General features: G+C 58.1%; 22 protein-coding genes and 1 other RNA gene. 17 read left to right on the top strand and 6 right to left on the bottom strand.

Going from position 1 to position 25,479, the window contains the following annotated elements:
• Positions 1-14: 14 nt before the first annotated feature.
• On the top strand, positions 15-1,484 hold the full coding sequence (locus ABLU50_RS11095) for an aldehyde dehydrogenase (protein WP_087832714.1): 1,470 nt from the start codon (positions 15-17) through the stop codon (positions 1,482-1,484).
• Between the two features lie 13 nt (positions 1,485-1,497).
• Positions 1,498-3,138, top strand: a complete 1,641-nt coding sequence (locus ABLU50_RS11090; RefSeq protein ID WP_087832715.1) for a thiamine pyrophosphate-binding protein — start codon at positions 1,498-1,500, stop codon at positions 3,136-3,138.
• Positions 3,139-3,274: 136 nt separating this feature from the next.
• Here the strand turns inward: ABLU50_RS11090 and ABLU50_RS11085 are convergent, their stop codons facing one another.
• Positions 3,275-4,543 carry an OprD family outer membrane porin gene (locus ABLU50_RS11085; RefSeq protein WP_087832716.1) on the bottom strand — a complete coding sequence of 423 codons (1,269 nt, stop codon included), beginning with the start codon at positions 4,541-4,543 and terminating at the stop codon, positions 3,275-3,277.
• A 377-nt stretch (positions 4,544-4,920) separates the two neighbouring features.
• Positions 4,921-5,679: a M48 family metallopeptidase gene (locus ABLU50_RS11080; RefSeq protein ID WP_017899781.1), complete on the bottom strand. Its 759-nt coding sequence runs from the start codon at positions 5,677-5,679 to the stop codon at positions 4,921-4,923.
• Between the two features lie 279 nt (positions 5,680-5,958).
• On the opposite strand from ABLU50_RS11080, the gene tkt reads away from it, so the two are divergent.
• From tkt to ABLU50_RS11045, 7 genes are all read left to right on the top strand, one after another.
• A complete protein-coding gene (tkt, locus tag ABLU50_RS11075; RefSeq protein WP_017899782.1) occupies positions 5,959-7,950 on the top strand; it encodes a transketolase in 1,992 nt (663 codons plus the stop codon).
• Positions 7,951-8,336: 386 nt separating this feature from the next.
• On the top strand, positions 8,337-9,365 hold the full coding sequence (gene epd / locus ABLU50_RS11070) for an erythrose-4-phosphate dehydrogenase (RefSeq protein WP_004205289.1): 1,029 nt from the start codon (positions 8,337-8,339) through the stop codon (positions 9,363-9,365).
• 39 nt (positions 9,366-9,404) lie between these two features.
• On the top strand, positions 9,405-10,568 hold the full coding sequence (gene pgk / locus ABLU50_RS11065) for a phosphoglycerate kinase (protein ID WP_017899784.1): 1,164 nt from the start codon (positions 9,405-9,407) through the stop codon (positions 10,566-10,568).
• Between the two features lie 97 nt (positions 10,569-10,665).
• On the top strand, positions 10,666-11,745 hold the full coding sequence (gene fbaA / locus ABLU50_RS11060) for a class II fructose-bisphosphate aldolase (protein WP_004205292.1): 1,080 nt from the start codon (positions 10,666-10,668) through the stop codon (positions 11,743-11,745).
• Between the two features lie 190 nt (positions 11,746-11,935).
• A complete protein-coding gene (locus ABLU50_RS11055; RefSeq protein WP_017899785.1) occupies positions 11,936-12,793 on the top strand; it encodes a small-conductance mechanosensitive channel MscS in 858 nt (285 codons plus the stop codon).
• A gap of 151 nt (positions 12,794-12,944) precedes the next feature.
• A complete protein-coding gene (gene argO, locus ABLU50_RS11050; RefSeq protein ID WP_004205294.1) occupies positions 12,945-13,580 on the top strand; it encodes an arginine exporter ArgO in 636 nt (211 codons plus the stop codon).
• Positions 13,581-13,669: 89 nt separating this feature from the next.
• Entirely contained in the window at positions 13,670-14,419 is a 750-nt protein-coding gene (locus tag ABLU50_RS11045; RefSeq protein ID WP_087832717.1) for an oxidative stress defense protein, read from the top strand.
• A 54-nt stretch (positions 14,420-14,473) separates the two neighbouring features.
• On the opposite strand, the gene argP is transcribed toward ABLU50_RS11045, so the two are convergent.
• Positions 14,474-15,367, bottom strand: a complete 894-nt coding sequence (gene argP / locus ABLU50_RS11040) for a DNA-binding transcriptional regulator ArgP (RefSeq protein WP_002916497.1) — start codon at positions 15,365-15,367, stop codon at positions 14,474-14,476.
• 167 nt (positions 15,368-15,534) lie between these two features.
• Here argP and rpiA point away from each other — a divergent pair, with 167 nt between their 5' ends.
• On the top strand, positions 15,535-16,194 hold the full coding sequence (rpiA, locus tag ABLU50_RS11035) for a ribose-5-phosphate isomerase RpiA (protein ID WP_002916495.1): 660 nt from the start codon (positions 15,535-15,537) through the stop codon (positions 16,192-16,194).
• A 269-nt stretch (positions 16,195-16,463) separates the two neighbouring features.
• The gene (gene serA, locus ABLU50_RS11030) at positions 16,464-17,696 is read left to right on the top strand and encodes a phosphoglycerate dehydrogenase (RefSeq protein WP_043520934.1); all 1,233 of its coding nucleotides are present in this window, start codon (positions 16,464-16,466) and stop codon (positions 17,694-17,696) included.
• A gap of 83 nt (positions 17,697-17,779) precedes the next feature.
• Here the strand turns inward: serA and ABLU50_RS11025 are convergent, their stop codons facing one another.
• From ABLU50_RS11025 to zapA, 3 genes are all read right to left on the bottom strand, one after another.
• Positions 17,780-18,376 carry a 5-formyltetrahydrofolate cyclo-ligase gene (locus tag ABLU50_RS11025; RefSeq protein ID WP_004205297.1) on the bottom strand — a complete coding sequence of 199 codons (597 nt, stop codon included), beginning with the start codon at positions 18,374-18,376 and terminating at the stop codon, positions 17,780-17,782.
• A 99-nt stretch (positions 18,377-18,475) separates the two neighbouring features.
• A non-coding RNA gene (ssrS, locus tag ABLU50_RS11020) (6S RNA) lies at positions 18,476-18,659 on the bottom strand.
• Positions 18,660-18,700: 41 nt separating this feature from the next.
• Positions 18,701-19,030, bottom strand: coding sequence for a cell division protein ZapA (gene zapA / locus ABLU50_RS11015; protein WP_004205298.1), 330 nt, complete (start codon positions 19,028-19,030; stop codon positions 18,701-18,703).
• Positions 19,031-19,196: 166 nt separating this feature from the next.
• On the opposite strand from zapA, the gene ABLU50_RS11010 reads away from it, so the two are divergent.
• The 6 genes from ABLU50_RS11010 to gcvH all read left to right on the top strand — a co-directional run bounded on the left by ABLU50_RS11010 (position 19,197) and on the right by gcvH (position 25,435).
• On the top strand, positions 19,197-19,775 hold the full coding sequence (locus tag ABLU50_RS11010; protein WP_002916486.1) for a YecA family protein: 579 nt from the start codon (positions 19,197-19,199) through the stop codon (positions 19,773-19,775).
• A 23-nt stretch (positions 19,776-19,798) separates the two neighbouring features.
• Positions 19,799-21,115: a Xaa-Pro aminopeptidase gene (pepP, locus tag ABLU50_RS11005; RefSeq protein WP_023319121.1), complete on the top strand. Its 1,317-nt coding sequence runs from the start codon at positions 19,799-19,801 to the stop codon at positions 21,113-21,115.
• Entirely contained in the window at positions 21,112-22,290 is a 1,179-nt protein-coding gene (ubiH, locus tag ABLU50_RS11000) for a 2-octaprenyl-6-methoxyphenyl hydroxylase (RefSeq protein ID WP_087832718.1), read from the top strand. The genes pepP and ubiH overlap by 4 nt, the downstream gene beginning before the upstream one ends.
• Before the next feature lie 10 nt (positions 22,291-22,300).
• Positions 22,301-23,503 (top strand): FAD-dependent 2-octaprenylphenol hydroxylase, encoded by a 1,203-nt coding sequence (gene ubiI / locus ABLU50_RS10995; protein WP_087832719.1) that lies wholly within the window; start codon positions 22,301-22,303, stop codon positions 23,501-23,503.
• Positions 23,504-23,926: 423 nt separating this feature from the next.
• Complete coding sequence (gcvT, locus tag ABLU50_RS10990) at positions 23,927-25,021, top strand: glycine cleavage system aminomethyltransferase GcvT (RefSeq protein ID WP_004205303.1); 1,095 nt, start codon at positions 23,927-23,929, stop codon at positions 25,019-25,021.
• Positions 25,022-25,045: 24 nt separating this feature from the next.
• Complete coding sequence (gene gcvH, locus ABLU50_RS10985) at positions 25,046-25,435, top strand: glycine cleavage system protein GcvH (RefSeq protein ID WP_002916479.1); 390 nt, start codon at positions 25,046-25,048, stop codon at positions 25,433-25,435.
• Positions 25,436-25,479 lie beyond the last annotated feature (44 nt).

Below are 25,479 nucleotides of genomic sequence, written 5' to 3'. Positions count from 1 at the left end.
GCAGAGAGGCTGAGATGGACGAATTAGACATTTTTATCGGCGGCCAGTGGCGTCGCGGCGGCGGCAATTTGATGCACAGCCAGTTTCCGGCGGATGGCGCTATTAACGCGGCGCTGCATGCGGCAAGCCTCGATGATCTGCAGGAGGCGATCGACTGTGCCGACCGCACCTGGCGGGAGCCAACGTGGCGGGCGATGCTGCCGCATCAGCGGGCGAAGATCCTGCATAAGGTCGCGGAACTGATAGAGGTGCAACTTGATGAGTTAAGCCAAAAGCAGAGCCGCGATAACGGTAAGCCGCTGGCGGAGGCGCGGGCACTGGTGATGAGTGCGGCGGGGACGGCGCGCTATTTTGCCGCCGCCTGTGAACTGCTGGAAGGCGAGCTGCCGACGCCGCGGCAGGCGGATCTATTGACCCTGAGCCGCTATGAGCCGCTGGGCGTGGTGGCGGCGATCACCCCGTGGAACTCGCCGATCGCCAGCGAAATGCAGAAGGTGGCCCCGGCGATCGCCGCCGGAAATGCGGTGATCCTCAAACCGGCGGAAGCCACGCCGCTGATGGCGCTGGAGCTGGCGAAGATCTTTGAGCAGGCCGGTTTACCCGCCGGACTGCTGAGCGTGCTGCCGGGTAAAGGATCGATTATCGGCGATGCGCTGGCCCGCCATCCTAAGGTGCGCAAAATTTCCTTTACCGGCGGCACCACCACCGGACGTCACCTGGCGCATGTGGCGGCGGAAAAACTGATCCCGGCGTCGCTGGAGCTGGGCGGCAAATCACCGACCATCGTGCTGGAAGATGCCGATATCGAACAGGCGGCGCGGGGCATCTGCTACGGCATTTTCAGCTCCGGCGGCCAGGCCTGTATTGCCGGCTCGCGGCTGTTTGTTCATGACAGAGTGTACCCGCAATTAATGGCCCGCCTGCTGGAGTTAACCCAAGGGCTGCGGGTTGGTCACCCGTTCAACGCTGGCACCCACGTCGGGCCGCTGATCAACGATAAACACCGCCAGAGCGTGCAGGAGTACGTCGAGCTGGCGAAACGCGAAGGCGGCAGGGTGCTATGCGGCGGCGAGATCCCGGCGGATCCGGCACTGGCGGCAGGCAGCTATTTCCTGCCGACCATCATTGAAGGGCTGAACAATCAGGCCCGCGTTTGCCAGGAAGAGATCTTCGGGCCGGTACTGGTGGCGATGCGTTTTCGCGATGAAGCGGCGTTAATCCGTGAGGCCAATGATTCGGTCTTTGGGCTGGCGGCGGGGATCTGGACGCGCGATACCGGCCGCGCGCTGCGTCTGAGCGAGCAGCTGGAAGCCGGTACGGTGTGGATCAACACCTACAAAGTTTTCTCCATTTCGACCCCGTTTGGGGGCTTTAAAGAGAGCGGTCTGGGCCGCGAAAAAGGGATCCAGGGGCTGAAGGCCTGGATGCAGCAAAAGAGCATTTATCTGGCGACGGGTAATAGCGTCAACCACTGGTGCGACTGAGAAAGGGTGAGCAATGAGCGAAATGATAACCGTCGGCGATGCCATCGCCAGAACGCTGGAGCAGTATCACGTTGAAGCCATTTATGGCGTCATTTCTATCCATAACCTGCCGATCGCCGATGCCGTCGGCCAGCGGGAAAAAATCCGCTTTGTTCCGGCGCGAGGTGAAGCGGGCTCGGTGACCATGGCTGACGCCCACGGCCGTTTTTCAGGGCTCGGCGTGGCGCTGACCAGTACCGGCGCGGGGGCGGGTAATGCGGTCGGCGCGCTGGTTGAGGCGATGAACGCCGGTACGCCGCTGCTGCACCTGACCGGACAGGTCGAAAAAGCCTGGCTGGACGCCGACACCGGTTTTATTCACGAAACCCGCGATCAGTTGACCTTTCTGAAAGCCAGTTCGAAGCGCGCTTACCGCATTAGCAACGCCAACCAGGCGGTGGCTATCCTGCATAAGGCGATTCAGGAGGCGCAGACGCCGCCGTGCGGCCCGGTCTCGGTGGAGATCCCAATCGACATTCAGAGCGCCAAAATACCGCTTTCACTGCTGACCGCGCCGCTGAAACGCGCTCCGGCGGTTGAGCCGGAACCGGCGATGGTCGATGCGCTGTGGGCGCAGCTTAAGCAGGCGAAGCGGCCCTTGCTGTGGCTTGGCGGCGGCGCGTTAGAGAGCGGCGAGGCAGTGAAGACGCTGGCGGATGCCGGGGTGACGGTGATCTCCAGCACCCACGGCCGCGGCATTCTGGCAGACAGCCATCGCGCCAGCTTGCGCGCGTTTCATAATTCTCCCTCGGTTGAAGCGCTGATTTCACAATGTGATTTCACACTTGTGGCCGGTTCCCGGCTGCGCAGCAACGAAACGCGCTCGTGGACGCTGGCGCTGCCCACGCCGAGGGTGCAGATTGATATCGACCCGGCGGCGGCCAGCCGTAACTACCTGATGGACAACACGCTGGTGGCGGACTGCCGCGCTTTATTAGACGCGCTGGCGAAGCGGGTACAGGGCCGGATGTGGGGCGATGCGCATTGGGATAGCCAACTTAAAGAGGCGGTAGAGGCGGCGGAGCAGGGGCTGCGCGACCAGTGCGGCGCTTACGCTAAATTGAATGACGCGATTGCGCAGGCGCTGCCCGATGACGGCATCCTGGTGCGCGATATTACCGTTTCCGGCAGCCTGTGGGGCAGCCGTCTGTTCCGCGCTCACGGTCCGCTGATGAATATCCATTCTCTGGCCGGAGCCATCGGTATGGGGCTGCCGATGGCGGTGGGCACCGCGATTGCCAATCCGCAACGGAAAGTGGTCGGCCTGGTCGGCGACGGCGGCCTGAGCCTCAACCTTGGCGAACTGGCTACCCTGGCGCAGGAGAAGGCCAACGTGACGCTGTTGATTATGAACGATGGCGGCTACGGCGTGATGCGCGGTATTCAGGATAAGTACTTTGGCGGTCGCCAGTATTACAACGAGCTGCACACGCCGGGCTTTACCCTGCTGGCGCAGGCGATGGGTCTGCAGGCGTGGAGCGTGGATCGGGCTGAGGATTTTCAGGCGGTGATGACCGAGGCGCTGGCGATGCCGGGGCCATCGGTGGTGGAAGTGAAGATGGGCCAGATTGGCGCGCTGCGCTTTGCCGGCCCGCCGCAGAAGACGCTGTATTAATGATAACCCAGTGACCCCAACCCTCTCCCTTCCGGGGAGAGGGTACCGTACGGCACAGGGGGTTAATCAAGGCGCCGGACGGTTGCTCCTGCGCGCCGGGAGAGGGCCGACCCGCAGGAGAGGGTTCATGACGTGCTTAAAACACGTTAAACGGATATTCGACGTAGAACCGCACTTCATTGCCGCTGACGTTATAGTCGCTGGCGTTGCTGGAAACCCGCAGTACCGAATACCGGAGTCTGAATTTCAAATCTTTCGCCGCCCCGTTTTGCACCTGGTATTGAACCTGATTGAACCATTCGTGTTCTTTGCCGTTGCTGGTCTCTGACGTTTTAATATTATCCCCGCGCACGTAGGCGGTGGTCCAGGTCAGCCCCGGTAGCCCCAGCCCGGCAAAATCCAGTCCGTACGATGCCTGCCAGGAACGTTCATCTTCCCCGTTAAAATCAGACCAGTAGGAGTTGGCCAGCCAGATGGTGTTCCCGCCATCGCCGACGCCGCCCTGGTTCTGGTAGCCGCCATAGTGGTAGCCGGTGCTGCCGCTGCTTTGCTGGTAAGCGACTTTAAAGGTGTGAATATCCCAGATATAGCTGGCGGCCAGACTCCAGATGCTGTTACTGCGTCCGGTGTCATTGGCATCGGCATATTCTTGATCCAGACGTGAGTGATAGCCGTTGAAATCGAGAATCAGCTGCTGGCTGGCGGCGAACGGCTGCTTAAAGTTGAGGCCAAGATACTGTTTGTTCAGCACATCTTCGACATGCGACGCGTACAGCGCGCCGCTGAGCTGGTCGTTGAACCGGTAGCTTGCCCCGCCGAAGGTGAGGCTTTTCAGACCGCTGTTGTGGCTGTCGTCACTTTTACGCTGCTGAGCGGTCAGGTAGCCGGCGTTAATGTCCAGACCGTCGATTTCGCGTGAGGTCAGCATGGTGCCGGTATAGCTCTCGTAGAGCAGGCGCGAGTCGTCGGCGTAGACGATGGGCAGCATTGGGCGCTGGCTGCCGTAGCTGAGCACGGTATTCGAAAAGCGCATTTTGCCGGTGGCGCCGAATTTCGCGAGGTCGGATTTTGCCCGGCCGTCGTCATCCTGGGCGAAAAAGTCGATGCCGCCCGCGCCGCTACGGCCGCGGCCGCCGTCGAGACGCACGGCGTACTGGGCGATGCCGTCTACGCCGAAGCCGACCGGCCCCTGGGTAAAGCCGGATGCGAAGGTGGCGATAATTCCCTGGCCCCATTCGGCTTTATCCGGCAGCCCATCGCGATAATCGCGTTTGATATAAGCGTTACGTAAAAAGAGATCCAGATGACTGTCGTCAATAAAGCCCTGGCTGGTCGATTGTTGGCTGGCGAAAGCCGGTGCGGCGGCAATAATGCCAAGTGCGATGAATGGTAATTCTTTTTTCACTGAGGGCACTTCTCTGTCTGTCGATATATTCAAGGGAATCACTGCAATCGCGATATTCTCCTGAAATAATGTCGAAAGCAATCATTGTGTGAGCAATGGTATCGGCAGGAAACAAGCGGTGTGGCGCGCGCTGGCTGCGTTTGGCGAAGAGGGATGGACTATTTAATATTTGGTCGAACCCGGTTCTGAAAGGCGGATTGCGTACGCCGTTTTTCATTTGCCAAATAATATATTGCTGAGTAACAGCATATAAAATAATTGGCTGCGACGAGGTGCAATCATAATTAACGGTTTGTGCGCTTAAATTATCAATTGATGCGGCTAAATATTTTTACTGGTAGATAAAAAAGGGAGGCAGACATGCCTCCCGCTGGCGGTTATTTAATCCCGTCGGCCTTCATGCGATCGCGAATATGCTGGGCGCGCGCTTCGGATGCCGGGTGATCGTCAAACATTGAGCTCTGACGGCCGGCTTCCAGCTTGGCCAGTTTTTCGAAGCTGGTGGCCAGTCCCGACGGATTGATGCCGCGCTTACGCAGCAGATCGTAAGAGTAGTCGTCCGCTTCCGATTCCTGGCGCTGGGAGAACTGCGAGTTCACCAGTTTTTCACCCAGATCGCCGAGCTGCGACTGGGACAGGCTGCCGACGATGCCGCCGGCGGAGGCCGCCGCCGCGCGCACAGCGTTGGTGCCCAGGGCAACCTGCATCCCTTTCTTCACGTGGCCCAGCGCGACGTGGCCCATTTCGTGGCCGATCACCGCCTCGACTTCATTATCGTTCATCAGATCCATCAGCCCGCTGTAGACGCGGATGCAGCCGTTGGCCATGGCGAAGGCGTTGACATCCTTAGTCTCATAGACCTTGTAGTTCACGGGCTGACCATTGATGTTATCGCCCAGCGCAGCCGCGATTTTGTTCAGCCGCTGGCTGTATTCACTACTGGCCGGGGCGATTTTCGCTTTGGCGTCCATCTCTTTACAGGCCTGGTCGCTTAAGGTTTTCACCTGCGCGTCGCTGAGGGAGTATGCCTGGAAGGCTTCGGCCCCTGAGCTGAGCAGACCGTTGGAGTCCATGTTCTGACATCCGGTGAGCGTTGCTGCGATCCCAAGAGCAAGTACGGTTGAGCGAATTTTCATTTTTTATCTTCCACAATCTTATGGTTGTTTATCCGACAATACGGCGACGGCAGGGAACCGTATTCTGCGTAAATTATAAAGAGTATCGCAGGATACGGGCGAGCGGATTCCGGCGCAGCACAACCTGTTCCAGAGATTTCTTAAAGGGCAAAAGGATGCTCCATGTACATGACTTGTCGCTTGGGTTACATTGTTCACACTTTTTTCCGGCGTAGCCCAAAACGCGCTCTCGTCAAGTCGTTAAGGGCATGGCCTTCAACAGTCCGAACTGGAGTCAAAATGTCCTCACGTAAAGAGCTTGCTAACGCTATTCGTGCGCTGAGCATGGACGCTGTACAGAAAGCCAAATCCGGCCACCCGGGTGCCCCGATGGGTATGGCTGACATTGCCGAAGTGCTGTGGCGTGATTTCCTGAACCATAACCCGAACAATCCGGCCTGGGCTGACCGTGACCGTTTTGTACTGTCCAATGGCCATGGTTCGATGCTGATTTACAGCCTGCTGCACCTCACTGGCTACGATCTGCCGATTGAAGAGCTGAAAAACTTCCGCCAGCTGCACTCTAAAACGCCGGGCCACCCGGAAGTCGGCTACACCGCGGGCGTGGAAACCACTACCGGTCCGCTGGGCCAGGGTATCGCTAACGCGGTCGGGATGGCTATCGCCGAGAAAACTCTGGCGGCGCAGTTCAACCGTCCGGGGCACGACATCGTCGACCACTACACCTACGCTTTCATGGGCGATGGCTGCATGATGGAAGGCATTTCTCACGAAGTGTGCTCCCTGGCCGGTACCCTGAAGCTGGGCAAACTGGTGGCCTTCTATGATGACAACGGCATCTCCATCGACGGCCACGTTGAAGGCTGGTTCACCGACGATACCGCCAAACGCTTTGAAGCCTACGGCTGGCACGTGGTGCGCGGCGTTGACGGTCACGACGCTGACGCCATCAAACGCGCGGTAGAAGAAGCGCGCGCGGTTACCGACAAACCGTCCCTGCTGATGTGCAAAACCATCATCGGTTTCGGTTCGCCGAACAAAGCCGGTACCCACGACTCCCACGGCGCGCCGCTGGGCGACGCCGAAATCGCCCTGACCCGCGAAGCGCTGGGCTGGAAACACGCGCCGTTTGACATCCCGTCTGACATCTATGCGCAGTGGGATGCCAAAGAAGCTGGCCAGGCGAAAGAAGCGGCCTGGAATGAGAAGTTCGCTGCCTACGCCAAAGCTTTCCCGCAGGAAGCCGCCGAATTCACCCGTCGTATGAAAGGCGAGATGCCGTCTGACTTCGACGCGAAAGCCAACGAGTTCATCGCGAAGCTGCAGGCCAACCCGGCGAAAATCGCCAGCCGTAAAGCCTCTCAGAACGCCATCGAAGCGTTCGGTCCGCTGCTGCCGGAATTCCTCGGCGGCTCCGCTGACCTGGCGCCGTCCAACCTGACCCTGTGGTCTGGTTCTAAGCCGATCAATGAAGATACTGCCGGTAACTACATTCACTACGGCGTGCGTGAGTTCGGTATGACCGCTATCGCCAACGGTATCGCGCTGCACGGCGGTTTCCTGCCGTACACCTCCACCTTCCTGATGTTCGTGGAATATGCGCGTAACGCGGTACGTATGGCGGCGCTGATGAAGCAGCGTCAGGTGATGGTCTACACCCATGACTCCATCGGTCTGGGCGAAGATGGCCCGACTCACCAGCCGGTAGAGCAGGTGGCTTCCCTGCGCGTGACCCCGAACATGTCCACCTGGCGTCCGTGTGACCAGGTGGAATCCGCGATTGCGTGGAAATATGGCGTTGAGCGTCAGGACGGCCCGACCGCGCTGATCCTGTCCCGTCAGAACCTGGCGCAGCAGGAGCGTACCGCAGAGCAGCTGGCGAACGTGGCCCGCGGCGGTTACGTGCTGAAAGATTGCGCCGGCCAGCCGGAGCTGATCTTCATCGCCACCGGTTCGGAAGTTGAGCTGGCGGTTGCCGCGTGGGACAAACTGACCGCCGAAGGCGTGAAGGCGCGCGTGGTCTCCATGCCGTCCACCGACGCGTTCGACAAGCAGGATGCGGCTTATCGTGAATCCGTACTGCCGAAAGCCGTGACCGCGCGCGTTGCTGTGGAAGCGGGTATCGCTGACTACTGGTTCAAATATGTTGGCCTGAACGGCGCTATCGTTGGCATGACCACCTTCGGTGAGTCTGCGCCGGCTGAGCAGCTGTTCGAAGAGTTCGGCTTCACCGTCGACAATGTGGTCGCTAAAGCGAAAGCGCTGCTGTAATCGCTGGTACGGTGCGGGCTAATGCCCTCACCCCAACCCTCTCCCACAGGAGAGGGGGCAAGCACCAAAAACGGTAACCCCTGGGTTACCGTTTTTGCTTTTACCTCGCCACCCGGCTTTTTTGTATCTGCTATTCCTGAACCATGTAATACGGTTGTAAATTATTCCAGCAAAAATGTGATGTGAGTCATATAGCTGGTTTATTGCGCTGGACAAACATTCCTTTTATTCCTTGTTTGGCTTATTCTAGCTGAAGCGTTTCAGTCGTTTAGATGTTCGACAATTAATCAATCAGTCGCAGTTTGCAGCTGGTAAGGTTTCCCTCAGAGCGTAGCTGGATTACTCTGTCAGCCACCTCATCACAGGGACAGCCTTGCAGGAGATCTATGACCATTCGCATCGCGATTAATGGCTTCGGTCGTATTGGACGCAATGTGGTTCGTGCGCTATATGAATCCGGGCGCCGTGCGGAAATCACCGTGGTGGCAATCAATGAGCTGGCGGATGCTGCGGGCATCGCGCATTTGTTGAAATATGACACCAGCCATGGCCGTTTCGCCTGGGATGTTCGTCAGGAGCGCGAGCAGCTGTTTGTTGGCGATGATGCCATCCGTCTGCTGCACGAGCCGACCATTGCGGCGCTGCCCTGGCGCGAGCTGGCGGTAGACGTGGTGCTCGACTGCACCGGCGTTTACGGAAGCCGTGAGCACGGTGAGGCGCACCTGCAGGCGGGGGCGAAGAAAGTGCTCTTCTCCCATCCCGGCGGCAACGACCTCGACGCGACGGTGGTGTATGGCGTCAATCAGGATGAACTCCGCGCCGAGCACCGTATTGTCTCCAACGCCTCCTGTACCACCAACTGCATTATTCCGATCATTAAACTGTTAGATGATGCCTATGGCATCGAGTCCGGCACCGTCACCACCATTCACTCGGCGATGCATGACCAGCAGGTGATTGACGCCTATCATCCGGATCTCCGGCGTACCCGCGCGGCCAGCCAGTCGATCATTCCGGTGGATACCAAACTGGCGGCAGGGATAACCCGTATTTTCCCGCAGTTTAACGACCGTTTTGAAGCGATTGCCGTGCGGGTGCCGACGATAAACGTGACGGCAATTGACCTGAGCGTGACGGTTAAAAAACCGGTAAAAGCATGTGAAGTCAACCAGTTGCTGCAAAAAGCAGCACAAGGTGCATTTCATGGTATAGTTGACTATACGGAATTACCGTTGGTCTCGACAGATTTTAACCACGATCCGCACAGTGCTATTGTTGATGGCACGCAAACCCGGGTCAGTGGCGCGCATCTGATCAAAACGCTGGTCTGGTGCGATAACGAATGGGGCTTTGCTAACCGAATGCTCGACACGACGTTAGCGATGGCGGCTATTGGTTTCAGGTTCGACGCGTAAACGTCGACAAAACTTTATGAATCAACGAGAGGATTCACCATGTCTGTAATTAAGATGACCGATCTGGATCTGGCTGGTAAACGCGTTTTTATCCGTGCGGATCTGAACGTACCAGTTAAAGACGGGAAAGTAACCAGCGACGCGCGTATCCGTGCATCTCTGCCGACCATCGAACTGGCGCTGAAGCAGGGCGCGAAAGTGATGGTAACCTCCCACCTGGGTCGTCCGACCGAAGGCGAGTACAACGAAGAATTCTCTCTGCTGCCGGTTGTTAATTACCTGAAAGACAAACTGTCCAGCCCGGTACGTCTGGTTAAAGACTACCTGGACGGCGTTGAAGTGGCTGCCGGCGAGCTGGTGGTGCTGGAAAACGTTCGCTTCAACAAAGGCGAGAAAAAAGACGACGAAGCGCTGTCCAAAAAATACGCCGCGCTGTGCGACGTGTTCGTGATGGACGCCTTCGGTACCGCGCACCGCGCGCAGGCTTCCACCCACGGTATCGGCAAATTTGCTGACGTGGCGTGCGCAGGCCCGCTGCTGGCCGCTGAACTGGACGCGCTGGGTAAAGCGCTGAAAGAGCCGGCTCGTCCGATGGTCGCTATCGTCGGTGGTTCTAAAGTATCCACTAAGCTGACCGTGCTGGATTCCCTGTCTAAAATCGCTGACCAGCTGATCGTCGGCGGCGGTATCGCTAACACCTTCGTTGCCGCCCAGGGCCACAACGTCGGCAAATCCCTGTACGAAGCGGACCTGGTTGATGAAGCCAAGCGCCTGCTGAGCACCTGCGATATCCCGGTTCCGACTGACGTTCGCGTCGCGACCGAGTTCTCCGAAACCGCAACGGCGACTCTGAAATCTGTTAACGACATCAAAGATGATGAGCAGATTCTGGACCTTGGCGACGTTTCCGCACAGAAACTGGCTGAAATTCTGAAGAACGCCAAAACCATTCTGTGGAACGGCCCGGTTGGCGTATTCGAATTCCCGAACTTCCGTAAAGGGACTGAAATCGTGGCTAACGCTATCGCGGACAGCGAAGGTTTCTCCATCGCCGGCGGCGGTGACACCCTGGCAGCGATCGACCTGTTCGGCATCGCTGACAAAATTTCCTACATCTCCACTGGCGGCGGCGCGTTCCTTGAATTCGTCGAAGGCAAAGTCCTGCCGGCAGTAGCGATGCTCGAAGAGCGCGCTAAGCAGTAATTCAGTTCAGGCGGGGAAACCCGCCTGTTTTTCAGCGCGCTTAAGGGCTCGCGAACCTTCTTCAACGGTCGAAGATACAGATACAGGACTAAGTAACATGTCTAAAATTTTTGATTTCGTAAAACCGGGCGTCATCACTGGCGACGACGTTCAGAAAGTGTTCCAGGTAGCGAAAGAAAACAACTTTGCACTGCCGGCGGTAAACTGCGTAGGGACTGACTCCATCAACGCCGTTCTGGAAGCTGCTGCGAAAGTACGCTCTCCGGTTATCGTTCAGTTCTCTAACGGCGGCGCAGCGTTCATCGCAGGTAAAGGCGTGAAAACTGACGTTCCTCAGGGTGCTGCTATCCTCGGCGCTATCTCTGGCGCGCACCACGTGCACCAGATGGCTGAGCACTACGGCGTGCCGGTTATCCTGCACACTGACCACTGCGCGAAGAAACTGCTGCCGTGGATCGACGGCCTGCTGGACGCGGGTGAAAAACACTTCGCCGCTACCGGCAAACCGCTGTTCTCTTCTCACATGATCGACCTGTCTGAAGAGTCCCTGCACGAAAACATCGAAATCTGCTCTAAATACCTGGCGCGCATGGCCAAAATGGACATGACCCTGGAAATCGAACTGGGTTGCACCGGTGGCGAAGAAGACGGCGTGGACAACAGCCACATGGACGCTTCCGCCCTGTACACCCAGCCGGAAGACGTGGATTACGCGTACACCGAGCTGAGCAAGATCAGCCCGCGCTTCACCATCGCCGCTTCCTTCGGTAACGTACACGGCGTGTACAAACCGGGTAACGTCGTTCTGACCCCGACTATCCTGCGCGACTCTCAGGAATATGTTTCCAAGAAACACAACCTGCCGCACAACAGCCTGAACTTCGTCTTCCACGGCGGTTCCGGTTCTTCCGCTCAGGAAATCAAAGACTCCGTCAGCTACGGCGTAGTGAAAATGAACATCGATACCGACACCCAGTGGGCAACCTGGGATGGTATCCTGCAGTACTACAAAGCGAACGAAGCTTACCTGCAGGGCCAGCTGGGCAACCCGAAAGGCGAAGACCAGCCGAACAAGAAATACTACGACCCGCGCGTATGGCTGCGTGCTGCACAGACTTCCATGGTGACTCGTCTGGAGCAGGCATTTAAAGAGCTGAATGCGATCGACGTTCTGTAAGAAAAATCTGTTTCTTACCCCGAAGCCCGCAGCAATGCGGGCTTTTTTATTATCTTAACAACAGGATAGCGCGGCAGAAAACTGTGATCCATTTGGCAAAACGTGCACTTATTGTTTACCCTATAACCTGACTGCCCTGTCGCAGGCTGAGTTATTTACTTCCCCCTGGGGGATTCATAAGGAATGTTAAATGGAAGATTTGAACGTTGTCGATAGCATCAACCACGCCGGGACGTGGCTGGCACGCAACCAGGAGCTGCTGCTGAGCTATGCCGTCAACATCGTCGCGGCTATCGCTATCCTGATCGTCGGGATGATCGTGGCGCGCGTCGTCTCTAATACCGTCAACCGCCTGATGCTGGCGCGTAAAATTGACGCCACCGTTGCCGATTTCCTCTCCGCGCTGGTGCGCTATGCGGTTATCGCCTTTACGCTGATTGCCGCCCTGGGACGCGTGGGCGTGCAGACCGCCTCGGTCATTGCGGTGCTGGGCGCCGCGGGTTTAGCCGTCGGTCTGGCGCTGCAGGGATCACTGTCTAACCTCGCGGCTGGCGTACTGCTGGTGATGTTCCGCCCTTTCCGCGCCGGCGAGTATGTCGACCTTGGTGGTGTAGCGGGTACGGTGCTTAACGTACAGATTTTCTCCACTACCCTGCGTACCGCCGACGGTAAAGTGGTGGTGGTGCCGAACGGCAAAATCATCGCCGGCAACATCATTAACTTCTCCCGTGAACCGGCGCGCCGCAATGAGTTTATTATCGGCGTCTCTTACGATGCCGATATCGACAAGGTGAAGCAGCTCCTGACCTCGATTATCGAATCTGACGATCGAATTCTGCGCGATCGGGAAATGACGGTTCGCCTGAACGAACTCGGCGCCTCGTCGGTGAACTTCGTGGTGCGCGTCTGGAGCAAAAGCAGCGATCTGCAAAACGTCTACTGGGATATCCTCGAGCGCATCAAGCGTGAATTTGACGCCAACGGCATCAGCTTCCCTTATCCGCAGATGGATGTTCATGTGGTGCGTCTGCCGGAAAAAGCCGAGTAAACCGCCACTCAGTGACTCAGGCCGGCGATGCCGGCCTTTTTTAATGGCTCATCATTAGCTTTGCTTATTAATGATTAATACTTTCAATTTCCGCTAATAATTTATTCGCGTTATAGTCAGCGCCACTCTCGAACACAGCGGAAAAATCCTCATGTTTACCTATTACTTTCAGGGCCTTGCCCTGGGAGCGGCAATGATTTTGCCGCTTGGCCCCCAAAATGCTTTCGTGATGAACCAGGGGATCCGTCGTCAGTATCACCTGATGATTGCCTTGCTGTGCGCCGTCAGCGACTTGCTGCTGATCTGCGCCGGCATTTTTGGCGGCAGCGCGCTGCTGATGCAGTCCCCCTGGCTACTGGCGCTCGTGACCTGGGGCGGCGTGGCCTTTTTACTGTGGTACGGCTTTGGCGCATTGAAAACGGCGTTCAGCCAGAATCTTGAGCTCGCCAGCGCCGAGGTGATGCAGCAGGGGCGCTGGAAAATCATTATCACTATGCTGGCGGTCACCTGGCTGAATCCGCACGTTTATCTGGATACCTTTGTGGTGTTGGGCAGCCTGGGAGGCCAGCTGGCGATGGAGCCGAAGCGCTGGTTTGCGCTGGGAACCATTAGCGCCTCTTTCCTGTGGTTCTTTGGTCTGGCGCTGTTGGCCGCATGGCTGGCGCCGCGGCTGCGTACCGCCAGAGCCCAGCGGATCATCAACATTGTGGTCGGCGCCGTCATGTGGTTTATTGCGTTTCAGCTGGCAAAAGAGGGCGTCGGCCATATCCAGGCGTTGCTCAACTAAGCGTTGTCCGATGGACTTTCCCGCTGTACGCGCTAAGCTTGCTGGCATGCGTCCCGTAAGGGCGATTTAAGTAACATGGAGAAACGACAGTGAAGTTAAAAGTCTTAGCCCTGGCGGCAACACTCGGATTTAGCACGATGGCGGCACAGGCCAGCGAATTGCCGGACGGTCCGCATATTGTGACTTCAGGTACAGCAAGCGTTGCTGCGGTTCCGGATATCGCCACCCTGGCGATCGAAGTGAACGTGGCGGCAAAAGATGCCGCATCGGCAAAAAAACAGGCTGACGATCGCGTTGCGCAATACCTCTCTTTCCTCGAAAAGAGCGGCATTGCGAAAAAAGACATCAACTCGGCGAATCTGCGCACTCAACCTGATTACGACTATCAGAACGGGAAAAGCATTCTCAAAGGCTATCGCGCGGTGCGCACTGTCGAAGTGACCTTGCGCCAGCTGGATAAACTCAACGGTCTGCTGGACGGCGCCCTGAAAGCCGGTCTGAACGAAATTCGCTCCGTCTCGCTGGGCGTTGCGCAACCGGACGCCTACAAAGATAAAGCGCGTAAAGCGGCGATCGACGACGCCGTGCATCAGGCGCAGGAGCTGGCCGCAGGTTTCCACAGCAAGCTGGGTCCGGTGTACAGCGTGCGCTACCACGTCTCTAATTATCAGCCGAGCCCAATGGTTCGCATGATGAAGGCCGCTGACGCTGCGCCGGTTTCCGCCCAGGAAACCTACGAGCAGGCCACCATCCAGTTTGACGACCAGGTCGACGTCGTGTTTGAACTGCAGCCGGCGCAGGCCGCGGCCCCGGCCACGCCGGCGAAACCGGCCCAGTAAGCGATAGAAACAAAAAAGCCACTTCAGCGAAGTGGCTTTTTTTATGCCCGCGGCTTAATCCTGACGCAGCACCTTGTGGCCGTAGTCGATGAGCGCATCGGTCACCCGGCGCATCATGCGGCTTTCCGGGGCAAAGCGGTGCCAGTAAAGCATACGGCGCTGAAACAGGCCGGGAGTGAGGTCGATAAGCTCGCCGCTGTTGAGCTCTTTTTCGATCTGCAGATGGGGGATCATGCAGCAGGTGGTGCCCTGGCGCGCCAGCTGGACGAAGGCTTCCGACGAGTTGACGATATGGCAGGGGACGCTACCCGGCGGCAGGTCGAAGTTTTGCTGCAGAAATGCCTGATGCATATCATCCAGATGATCGAAAGCGACGACCGGCGCTTTCAGCAGCGCCGAGCGTGTTACGCCGTTGGGGAAATAGCGTTGCGCAAACTCTTTTGAGGCGACAAACAGGTAATCGAGCGCGCCGAGCTGATCCACCAGGCAGCTTGGCAGCGCCTGCGGCTGGATACTTACCGCGCCGACCACTTCGCCACGGCGCAGGCGTTCCTGGGTGCGGGTTTCATCTTCCACCTGCAGGTTGAGACGAATAGGGGAGTCCGACAGCACATTAGCCAGCGCCGGCAGCAGCCAGGTCGCCAGACTGTCGGCGTTCACCGCCAGCGACAGCAGCAGCGGCGTGGAGCCAGTCTGCTCGTCCCCCAGCCACTCTTCCTCCAGCAGTTCAACCTGGCGCAACAGCGCCAGCAATTTTTGCCCTTGCTCGGTTGGGCGCGGCGGCACGGTACGTACCAGCAGCGGCTGGCCGAACATATTTTCCAGCTGCTTAATACGCTGTGAGACGGCGGACTGGGTAATACATAGCTTCTGCGCGGCGCGCTCAAATCCTCGTTCTCTAATCACCGCGTCCAGCGCTTGTAGTGTCCTGTAGTCCGGTCGTTTCATTATTCTGGCGTGCCCCCATAACTAATCGTTATCTCGCACTATGACATAAATTTTTATTTGATACAGACGAAATTGGTCTGCTCTGTTGTGTGATCTGCATCGCAGGGACATTTCCACTGTCGATGTTCTATAATGCGCCACAGGCATTCACATCTCGGACCATAATTATGACGCAGGATGAACTGAAAAAAGCGGTAGGTTGGGCGGCGCTGCAATACGTACAGCCAGGGACCATTGTGGGCGTAGGCACCGGCTCGACGGCGGCCCATTTTATTGACGCGCTGGGCACCATGAAGGGGCAGATCGAAGGGGCGGTTTCCAGCTCCGATGCCTCCACCGAGAAGCTGAAAAGCCTCGGGATCACCGTCTTCGATCTCAACAGCGTCGATCGCCTGGGGATCTACGTTGACGGCGCGGATGAGATCAACGGCCACATGCAGATGATCAAAGGCGGCGGCGCGGCGCTGACCCGTGAGAAGATCATCGCCTCGGTAGCGGATAAATTTATCTGCATCGCCGATGCCTCCAAGCAGGTTGATATTCTGGGTAAATTCCCGCTGCCGGTTGAGGTCATTCCGATGGCGCGCAGCGCCGTGGCGCGCCAGCTGGTCAAGTTGGGCGGCCGTCCGGAATACCGTCAGGGCGTGGTGACCGATAACGGCAACGTGATCCTTGACGTGCACGGCCTGGAAATTCTCGATGCTATCGCGCTGGAAAACGCGATTAACGGCATTCCTGGCGTCGTGACCGTGGGGCTGTTCGCCAACCGCGGCGCCGACGTGGCGCTGATCGGCACCGCTGACGGTGTGAAAACCATCGTAAAATAGTCTGTCCGCAGGGAGCCAACCGGCTCCCTCGCAAATATTTTTTCACCTGGCGCAATTTAGTGACTTCTGTCACATTTGTGCAACCATTCTGATTAACGCGCTACCGTTCATTATCTTTCTGGTGTTTTGTCCTGCCATTTCCTTCTGAATGACATTTCTTCAGGACGGCGACGCAAACGTTCATATTGCCGCGATAGTTTTTTTTGATATGTTGCTGAGACGAACTTTCGTTCAGCACGACATCAGTTAAGACAAAACAGGACGGGGAAATGGCTAAGGTATCACTGGAAAAAGACAAGATTAAATTTCTGCTGGTTGAAGGTGTGCATCAAAAGGCAATCGATAGCCTTCGCGCGGCAGGTTACACCAACATTGAATTTCATAAAGGCGCGCTGGATTCCGAACAGCTGAAAGCGTCGATCCGTGATGCCCATTTCATCGGCCTGCGTTCCCGTACCCACCTGACTGAAGAGATTTTCGCCGCGGCGGAAAAACTGGTTGCCGTCGGCTGCTTCTGCATCGGTACCAACCAGGTCGATCTGGACGCCGCCGCGAAGCGCGGTATTCCGGTGTTTAACGCGCCATTCTCCAATACCCGTTCGGTGGCCGAGCTGGTGATCGGTGAGCTGCTGCTGCTGCTGCGCGGCGTGCCGGAAGCCAACGCTAAGGCGCATCGCGGCGTATGGAATAAGCTGGCGGTGGGGAGCTTTGAAGCGCGCGGCAAGAAACTGGGTATTATCGGTTACGGCCACATCGGCACCCAGCTCGGCATTCTGGCGGAATCGCTGGGGATGCATGTCTTCTTCTATGATATTGAAAACAAACTGCCGCTGGGCAACGCCACTCAGGTACAGCATCTCTCCGACCTGCTGAACATGAGTGATGTGGTCAGCCTGCACGTGCCGGAAAACGCCTCCACCAAAAATATGATGGGCGCGGAAGAGCTGGCGCTGATGAAGCCGGGCGCGCTGCTGATCAACGCCTCCCGCGGTACCGTGGTGGATATTCCGGCGCTATGCGATGCGCTGGCGAGTAAGCATCTGGCCGGGGCGGCGATCGACGTCTTCCCGACCGAACCCGCGACCAACAGCGACCCCTTCACTTCGCCGCTGTGCGAGTTTGATAACGTGATCCTGACGCCGCATATCGGTGGCTCCACTCAGGAAGCGCAGGAGAACATCGGTCTGGAAGTGGCCGGCAAGCTGGCGAAGTACTCTGACAACGGGTCTACCCTGTCGGCGGTCAACTTCCCGGAAGTTTCTCTGCCGCTGCACGGTGGACGCCGTCTGCTGCACATCCATGAGAACCGGCCGGGCGTCCTGACCGCCATCAACCAGATCTTCGCCGCGCAGAGCATCAATATTGCCGCCCAGTATCTGCAAACGTCGCCGCAGATGGGTTACGTGGTTATTGATATCGAAGCGGAAGAAGATGTTGCCCAGCAGGCGCTGCAGGCGATGAAAGCGATCCCGGGGACTATCCGCGCCCGTCTGCTGTTCTAACCATTTTTGCCTCTCGGGCAGGTCGCGTGCCTGCCCGTTTTTTTGTTAACACCTTCCAGGCAGAAATTCTTCTCCCCACGTACCTACCAACACCAGGTTTTGCCCGGGGTGATCACCGCCGGCAGCGGGATATCCCACTCTTCGCTCGGCAGGGTGTCCACCTGCTGGCAGTCGTGCGCGTAGCCCACCGGCTGCAGGCGATACTGCTGCCAGTTTTGCAGCGTCCGGTCGTAAAAACCTCCACCCATCCCCAGCCGTTGTCCGCCGGCATCGAAGGCCACCAGCGGGGTGACCAGCACATCGAGATCAGCGAGCGGCAGCACGTCGCGCACGTCGAGCTTCGGTTCACGGATCTTCAGGCGATTCACTATCAGTTCGCTCTGCGGATGGTAATGTAAAAACAACAGGTTACCGGGGCTAAACGGATGCAGCACCGGGAGATACACCCGCTTGCCGGCCCGCCAGAGTTGGTCAATCAGCGGTTGGGTGTCCAGCTCGCCGTCAAAGGAGAGAAACAGCGCCACGGTGTGGGCGAGAACCACCGGCGGCCAGGCCATCATTCGCTCTGCGGCCTGCAGGGCAAACTGCCGCTGTTGCTCAGGGCTGAGCGCGCGTCGACGCTCGCGGATCTGCTGGCGAATATGCTGGCGGGAAAGCAGGGTATCGGGCTGTAGGGTCATGCAGGTCTCATGGCGAGCAGGCGAAACAATAGAAAGCAGTGTAATACAGTGCGGCGTCAGCCGAAAACAGGTGAGGGGGAATAATGCGAAGTGAGGAAGGGAATCTCCGAGATGCCGCCGCAGGCTGTAACCCTTGAACCCTTGGTTCAAGGTGAATGTGTCGTCACGGTTTTAAGGCTTCTCGGACGGACCGAGCATGCTCACCAACCGTGGAGCGCCACATTCTTGTGGTATGAAATATCGGCTCAGGGGACTGGCCCGCTTGCAAACATCTCAGAGAAATTTTGTTCCTGGAGTTACTCTAACACAGTTAACTGCAAAGTGTTATTCAAACTTCGACCCTGGTCTTTCGCTTATGCGACCTTGCTCAAGCAATGCTTGCTCGATGGTCTGCTGAAGCATGCGAATGCGCTGCTCCATGCTGGAAGCGTAGTCGCGGGTCTTCGCTTTTTCCTGAGTCAACTCATAGCTGATGTTCAACGCGGCGATGAAGACCAGCTGCTCAGTATTTGTGACTCTAGTGCGTTCTTTTAAATCTTGCAACCGCTGATTAAGGTCTTCAGCTGCCTGATTCAGGGCATCCCTTTGTTCAGGCGGGCAATTCACTCGCAGTGAACGGCCGAAAATTTGGAGATCTACGGGTTGTGCAGACATGCCACCTTCCTGCTGATTGACTGCGCTGCCTTCACACCCTGACCCGGGTCTGCGAAGGGGCGACACTATAGCTACCCTGGTGCGAAGATACAAGCCCTATTCTGGTTCACCAGGGTCCAAAGTGGTAGCATACCATGAATATTCCTCCCAACGATGACGAATGCGCATGTCTATACAGAACGAAATGCCTGGTTACAACGATGTAGACCAGTTACTGAACCAACAAGGGGTAGGGCTTACCCCGGCCGAGATGCACGGTTTGATCAGCGGATTGCTGTGCGGCGGCAACACGGACAGCAGCTGGCAGCCGCTGGTGCACGACCTGACTAACGAAGGTCTCGCCTTCGGCCATGAGCTGGCCCAGGCGCTGCGTAACATGCATTCCGCCATCAGCGACTCACTGGATGACGACGGCTTCCTCTTTCAACTGTATCTGCCGGAAGGCGATGCGGTGAGCGTCTTTGATCGCGCCGACGCTCTCGCCGGCTGGGTCAACCACTTCCTTCTTGGCCTTGGCGTGAGCCAGCCGAAGCTGGATAAAGTGAAAGACGAAACCGGGGAAGCGATTGACGATCTGCGTAATATTGCCCAGCTGGGCTACGATGAAGACGAAGATCAGGAAGAGCTGGAGATGTCTCTGGAGGAGATTATCGAGTATGTCCGCGTTGCCGCACTGCTGTGCCACGACACCTTTGCGCGTCAGCAGCCAACCGCACCGGAAGTCCGCAAACCGACATTACACTAACTAAAATTCGTTCAGGGGGCGTCATGACTCAGCAGGAATTTCTCTCGCGTCGCCAGGCGCTGTTGGCGCAGATGCAGCCAGGCAGCGCGGCGCTGATTTTCGCCGCACCGGAAGCGGTGCGCAGTGCAGATTCGGAATATCCCTACCGGCAGAACAGCGATTTTTGGTACTTCACCGGCTTCAACGAACCGGAAGCGCTGCTGGTGTTGATTAAAAGCGATGAAACCCACAACCATAGCGTGCTGTTCAACCGGGTTCGCGATCTGACCGCTGAGATCTGGTTCGGCCGCCGTCTGGGCCAGGAGGCCGCGCCGGCGAAGCTTGGCGTTGACCGGGCGCTGGCGTTCAGCGAAATCAACCAGCAGCTGTATCAGCTGCTCAACGGTCTGGACGCTATCTATTTCGCCCAGGGCGAATATGCCTATGCCGATCAGATTGTGTTCAACGCCCTCGAAAAACTACGCAAAGGCTCGCGCCAGAACCTGCAGGCGCCGAACTCGGTCATCGACTGGCGGCCTATTGTGCATGAGATGCGCCTGTTCAAATCGGCGGAAGAGCTGGCCGTGATGCGCCGCGCCGGTGAAATTAGCGCTCTGGCCCATACCCGGGCGATGGAAAAATGCCGCCCTGGCATGTTCGAGTATCAGCTGGAGGGCGAAATTCTTCATGAATTCAATCGCCACGGCGCGCGCTTCCCCTCCTATAACACCATCGTTGGCGGCGGCGAAAACGGCTGCATTCTGCACTACACCGAAAATGAATCTGAACTGCGCGACGGCGATCTGGTGTTGATTGACGCCGGCTGCGAGTATCGCGGCTACGCCGGTGACATTACCCGCACCTTCCCGGTGAACGGCAAATTCAGCCAGCCGCAGCGCGAAATCTACGATATCGTGCTGGAATCGCTGGAGACCGCGCTGGAACTCTACCGCCCGGGCACCTCAATCTGCCAGGTGAATCAGGAAGTGGTGCGCATCATGATCACCGGCCTGGTGCGGCTCGGGATCCTCAAAGGCGAGGTTGACGAGCTGATCGCCAACAACGCCCACCGCCCGTACTTTATGCACGGTCTGAGCCACTGGCTGGGGCTGGATGTACACGATGTCGGCCACTACGACACCGACCGTTCGCGCGTCCTGGAACCGGGAATGGTGCTGACCGTCGAGCCGGGGCTGTATATCGCCGCCGACGCCGACGTACCGGCGCAGTATCGCGGCATCGGCATCCGTATTGAAGATGACATCGTGATTACTGAAGACGGCAACGAAAATCTCACCGCCGGCGTGGTGAAGAAGGCGGATGAGATCGAGGCGCTGATGGCGGCGGCGCGCCAGTCATGAGCGTGCTGATCGTCGGCGGCGGGATGACCGGGGCGACGCTCGCCCTGGCCATCTCCCGTTTGACCGGCGGCGCGCTGCCGGTCCATCTGATTGAGGCGCAGGATCCCCAGTCGGCTCGCCATCCCGGCTTCGACGACCGGGCGATCGCCCTGGCCGCCGGCACCTGCCAGCAACTGGCGCGCATCGGCGTCTGGCAACGTCTCGCCGAGCGGGCGACGCCTATCCAGCGGGTACACGTCAGCGACCGCGGCCATGCTGGTTTTGTGAATCTGGCGGCGGCGGATTATAGCCTGTCGGCGCTGGGTCAGGTGGTTGAACTCCACGATGTCGGCCAGCGACTGTTTAGCCTGCTGCGCGAGGCGCCGGGCGTGACGCTACATTGCCCGGCGAAAGTGGAAGCGGTCAGTCGCAGCCAGGAGAGCGTCAGCCTTACCCTTGAGGGGGGCGAAACGATCAGCGGTAAGCTGCTGGTGGCGGCGGACGGTTCGCGTTCGTCGCTGGGCGCCCGCTGCGGCATTAGCTGGCAGCAGCAGCCCTATGAGCAACTGGCGATTATCGCCAACGTTAGCACCGCGTTGCCGCACGAAGGCCGCGCCTTCGAGCGCTTTACCGAGCACGGTCCGCTGGCGATGCTGCCGATGTCGCAAGGGCGCTGCTCGCTGGTGTGGTGCCATCCGCAGTCGCGCCGCGACGAGGTGCTGAGCTGGTCTGACGAACGTTTTTGTCAGGAGCTGCAGCAGGCGTTCGGCTGGCGGCTGGGGCGCATTACCCATGCCGGTAAGCGTAGCGTCTATCCGCTGGCGTTAATCACCGCTATCCGTTCGGTGTCGCACCGCCTGGCGCTGGTCGGCAACGCGGCGCAGACGCTGCACCCGATCGCCGGGCAGGGCTTTAATCTCGGCCTGCGCGATGTGATGAGCCTGGCGGAGCAGCTCGCTGACGCCCATCTCAGCGGCGAAGATGTCGGCCATTATCCGCTGCTGTGTCGCTATCAGGCGCGCAGGGCAGGGGATAAAGCCACCACCATCGGCGTGACCGATGGGCTGGTGCATCTGTTTGCCAACCGTTGGGCGCCGCTGGTGGTGGGGCGCAATGTCGGTCTGATGGCCATGGAATTATTTACCCCGGCGCGCGATGCGCTGGCGCAGCGTACCCTCGGTTGGGTTCCCCGTTAAGGAGTAGAACGTGCAAAGTGTTGATGTTGCCATTGTTGGCGGTGGAATGGTGGGGCTGGCGGTAGCCTGCGGTTTACAGGGCAGCGGCCTGCGCGTCGCGGTGCTGGAGAAAGCGGAGCCGCAGCCGCTGGCCGCCGATGCGCCGCCGGCGCTGCGCGTGTCGGCAATTAACGCCGCCAGCGAAAAGCTACTGACCCGCATCGGCGTCTGGTCAGAGATCGTCGCCCAGCGCGCCAGCTGCTATCACGGAATGGAAGTGTGGGACAAAGACAGCTTCGGCCGCATTAGCTTTGATGACCAGAGCATGGGCTTCAGCCATCTGGGCCACATTATTGAAAACGCTGTGGTGCATTATGCGCTGTGGCAGAAGGCGCAGCGCTGCGCCGACGTTACCCTGCAGGCGCCTGCGCAACTGCAGCAGGTGGCGTGGGGCGAGAATGAAGCCTTTCTCAGCCTGCAGGACGGCAGCATGCTCACCGCGCGGCTGGTGATCGGCGCCGATGGTGCCAATTCATGGCTGCGCAATAAAGCCGATATTCCGCTGACCTTCTGGGATTACCATCATCATGCGCTGGTGGCGACCATCCGTACCGCTGAGCCGCATCAGGCGGTGGCCCGCCAGGCGTTCCATGGCGACGGGATCCTCGCCTTCCTGCCGCTCTGCGATCCGCATCTGTGCTCGATCGTCTGGTCGCTGTCGCCGGCGGAGGCGCAGCGGATGCAGGAGGCTGATGAAGCCACCTTTAATCAGGCGTTGAATATCGCCTTCGATAATGGCCTTGGCCTCTGCCAGCTGGAAAGCGCACGTGAAGTCTTCCCGCTGACCGGCCGCTATGCCCGCCAGTTCGCCGCCCACCGCCTGGCGCTGGTCGGCGATGCCGCGCATACCATCCACCCGCTGGCCGGGCAGGGCGTCAATCTCGGCTTTATGGATGCCGCCGAGCTTATTGACGAACTGAAGCGCCTGCACGCCCAGGGCAAGGATATCGGCCAGCATCTTTATCTGCGCCGCTACGAGCGTAGCCGCAAGCACAGCGCCGCGCTGATGCTGGCGGGCATGCAGGGCTTCCGCGACATGTTTTCCGGTAGCCATCCGGCGAAGAAATTCCTCCGCGACATGGGGCTGAAACTGGCCGATACGCTGCCGGGCGTGAAACCGCAGCTGATTCGCCAGGCGATGGGCCTCAACGATCTGCCAGCCTGGTTACGTTAACCGCGTCACACTTCTTTCACCCGGCCTGCGCGCCGGGTTTTCCCCCTCATTTGAAATATTCTAATTTCACCTCTTTTTTCGCATTAGATTTATTAATGCGTCCTTTTTTTTGTTAAAGAAATTAGGACGATAAAATCGCACAAAACACCATCATTCCCTAATCAGTGCCGCCTTAATGTTAATTTTATGTGGCATAAATCGCTTTTTTCCAGTCAATAACTCTGTAGGCTTTTCGGCGGATTTTAGTCATAAGCTAATGTGATGCCCTGAATGAGCTTATGGTTTAGTGCCGGGTTCGGTGGTAAGTTCAGGCAAAGGAGAACGTTTGCGTCGGCGTTCGTCAGCGATGCCGACACCCGATTTCGTGGCGAAAAATCGCCGACAATCTTGTGGCTGGTTCCGTTTTTATTCGATGAGGAAAAGATGGCTCAACAGACTCCGTTGTATGAACAACACACGCTGTGCGGCGCGCGCATGGTGGATTTCCATGGCTGGATGATGCCGCTGCATTACGGATCCCAGATTGATGAGCACCATGCGGTGCGCGGCGACGCAGGCATGTTCGATGTGTCGCATATGACCATCGTTGATTTCCATGGCAGCCGGACCAGAGAGTTCTTGCGCTATTTGCTGGCCAACGACGTGGCGAAGCTCACCACCCCAGGCAAAGCGCTCTACACCGGCATGCTGACCGCCTCCGCCGGCGTCATCGACGACCTGATTGTCTATTTCCTCTCTGAAGATTATTTCCGCCTCGTTGTTAACTCCGCCACCCGCGAAAAAGACCTCGCCTGGATTTCCGAACAAGCTGAACCTTACGGCCTCGAAATCATCGTCCGCGACGATCTGTCGCTGATTGCGGTCCAGGGGCCGCAGGCGAAAGCGAAGGCGGCGACGCTGTTTACCGACGCGCAGCGTCAGGCCGTGGAAGGTATGAAGCCGTTCTTCGGCGTGCAGGCCGGCGAGCTGTTTATCGCCACCACAGGCTATACCGGCGAAGCGGGCTATGAAATCGCCATGCCGAACGAGCAGGCGGCGGATTTCTGGCGCGGTCTGCTGGACGCTGGCGTTAAGCCATGCGGTCTCGGCGCGCGCGATACCCTGCGCCTGGAGGCCGGAATGAACCTGTATGGCCAGGAGATGGACGAAGGCGTCTCTCCGCTGGCGGCGAATATGGGCTGGACTATCGCCTGGGAACCGGCGGATCGTAACTTTATCGGTCGCGAAGCGCTGGAGATGCAGCGTGAAAAGGGCACCGAACAGCTGGTTGGCCTGGTGATGACTGAGAAAGGCGTCCTGCGCGGCGGCCTGCCGGTGCGCTTTACCGATAGCGACGGTAACCAAAAAGAAGGCATTATCACCAGCGGCACCTTCTCGCCGACGCTGGGCTACAGCATCGCGCTGGCTCGCGTGCCGGCCGGGATTGGCGACACCGCGGTGGTGCAAATTCGTAACCGTGAAATGCCGGTAAAAGTGACTAAACCTGGTTTTGTACGCAATGGCAAAGCCATTGTGTGATTTCCCTTTTTTGGAGATGAATTGATGAGCAACGTACCAGCAGAACTGAAATACAGCAAAGAACACGAATGGCTGCGTAAAGAAGCGGACGGCACCTATACCGTCGGGATCACCGAGCATGCGCAGGAGCTGCTGGGCGATATGGTATTCGTTGATCTGCCGGAAGTGGGCGCCACCGTCGAAGCGGGCGCCGATTGCGCGGTTGCCGAATCCGTGAAAGCGGCTTCTGATATTTATGCCCCGATTAGCGGTGAAATCGTTGCCGTTAACGAAGAGCTGAACGACTCGCCGGAACTGGTCAACAGCGACCCGTACACCGACGGCTGGATCTTCAAGATCAAAGCCAGCGACGAAGCGCAGGTTGCCGCGCTGCTGGATGCCGCCGCCTATGAAGCTCTGTTAGAAGACGAATAAATACGCGTCATCCTTCACGCTGCAGGGGCGTTGGCTTCCTGCCG

Origin of the sequence: Klebsiella sp. GG_Kp173, assembly GCF_040062415.1 — a bacterium.
In the GTDB taxonomy this organism is placed as follows: domain Bacteria; phylum Pseudomonadota; class Gammaproteobacteria; order Enterobacterales; family Enterobacteriaceae; genus Klebsiella; species Klebsiella quasipneumoniae.
This window is presented reverse-complemented; position numbering and strand designations above follow the sequence as displayed.

Bases quoted from the DNA above. Each gene is read 5' to 3' on its own strand.
- ABLU50_RS11095 (WP_087832714.1), top strand. From the start codon at position 15: ATGGACGAATTAGACATTTTTATCGGCGGCCAGTGGCGTCGCGGCGGC.
- ABLU50_RS11090 (WP_087832715.1), top strand. From the start codon at position 1,498: ATGAGCGAAATGATAACCGTCGGCGATGCCATCGCCAGAACGCTGGAG.
- ABLU50_RS11080 (WP_017899781.1), bottom strand. From the start codon at position 5,679: ATGAAAATTCGCTCAACCGTACTTGCTCTTGGGATCGCAGCAACGCTC.
- tkt (WP_017899782.1), top strand. From the start codon at position 5,959: ATGTCCTCACGTAAAGAGCTTGCTAACGCTATTCGTGCGCTGAGCATG.
- epd (WP_004205289.1), top strand. From the start codon at position 8,337: ATGACCATTCGCATCGCGATTAATGGCTTCGGTCGTATTGGACGCAAT.
- pgk (WP_017899784.1), top strand. From the start codon at position 9,405: ATGTCTGTAATTAAGATGACCGATCTGGATCTGGCTGGTAAACGCGTT.
- fbaA (WP_004205292.1), top strand. From the start codon at position 10,666: ATGTCTAAAATTTTTGATTTCGTAAAACCGGGCGTCATCACTGGCGAC.
- ABLU50_RS11055 (WP_017899785.1), top strand. From the start codon at position 11,936: ATGGAAGATTTGAACGTTGTCGATAGCATCAACCACGCCGGGACGTGG.
- argO (WP_004205294.1), top strand. From the start codon at position 12,945: ATGTTTACCTATTACTTTCAGGGCCTTGCCCTGGGAGCGGCAATGATT.
- argP (WP_002916497.1), bottom strand. From the start codon at position 15,367: ATGAAACGACCGGACTACAGGACACTACAAGCGCTGGACGCGGTGATT.
- rpiA (WP_002916495.1), top strand. From the start codon at position 15,535: ATGACGCAGGATGAACTGAAAAAAGCGGTAGGTTGGGCGGCGCTGCAA.
- serA (WP_043520934.1), top strand. From the start codon at position 16,464: ATGGCTAAGGTATCACTGGAAAAAGACAAGATTAAATTTCTGCTGGTT.
- ABLU50_RS11025 (WP_004205297.1), bottom strand. From the start codon at position 18,376: ATGACCCTACAGCCCGATACCCTGCTTTCCCGCCAGCATATTCGCCAG.
- zapA (WP_004205298.1), bottom strand. From the start codon at position 19,030: ATGTCTGCACAACCCGTAGATCTCCAAATTTTCGGCCGTTCACTGCGA.
- ABLU50_RS11010 (WP_002916486.1), top strand. From the start codon at position 19,197: ATGTCTATACAGAACGAAATGCCTGGTTACAACGATGTAGACCAGTTA.
- pepP (WP_023319121.1), top strand. From the start codon at position 19,799: ATGACTCAGCAGGAATTTCTCTCGCGTCGCCAGGCGCTGTTGGCGCAG.
- ubiH (WP_087832718.1), top strand. From the start codon at position 21,112: ATGAGCGTGCTGATCGTCGGCGGCGGGATGACCGGGGCGACGCTCGCC.
- gcvT (WP_004205303.1), top strand. From the start codon at position 23,927: ATGGCTCAACAGACTCCGTTGTATGAACAACACACGCTGTGCGGCGCG.
- gcvH (WP_002916479.1), top strand. From the start codon at position 25,046: ATGAGCAACGTACCAGCAGAACTGAAATACAGCAAAGAACACGAATGG.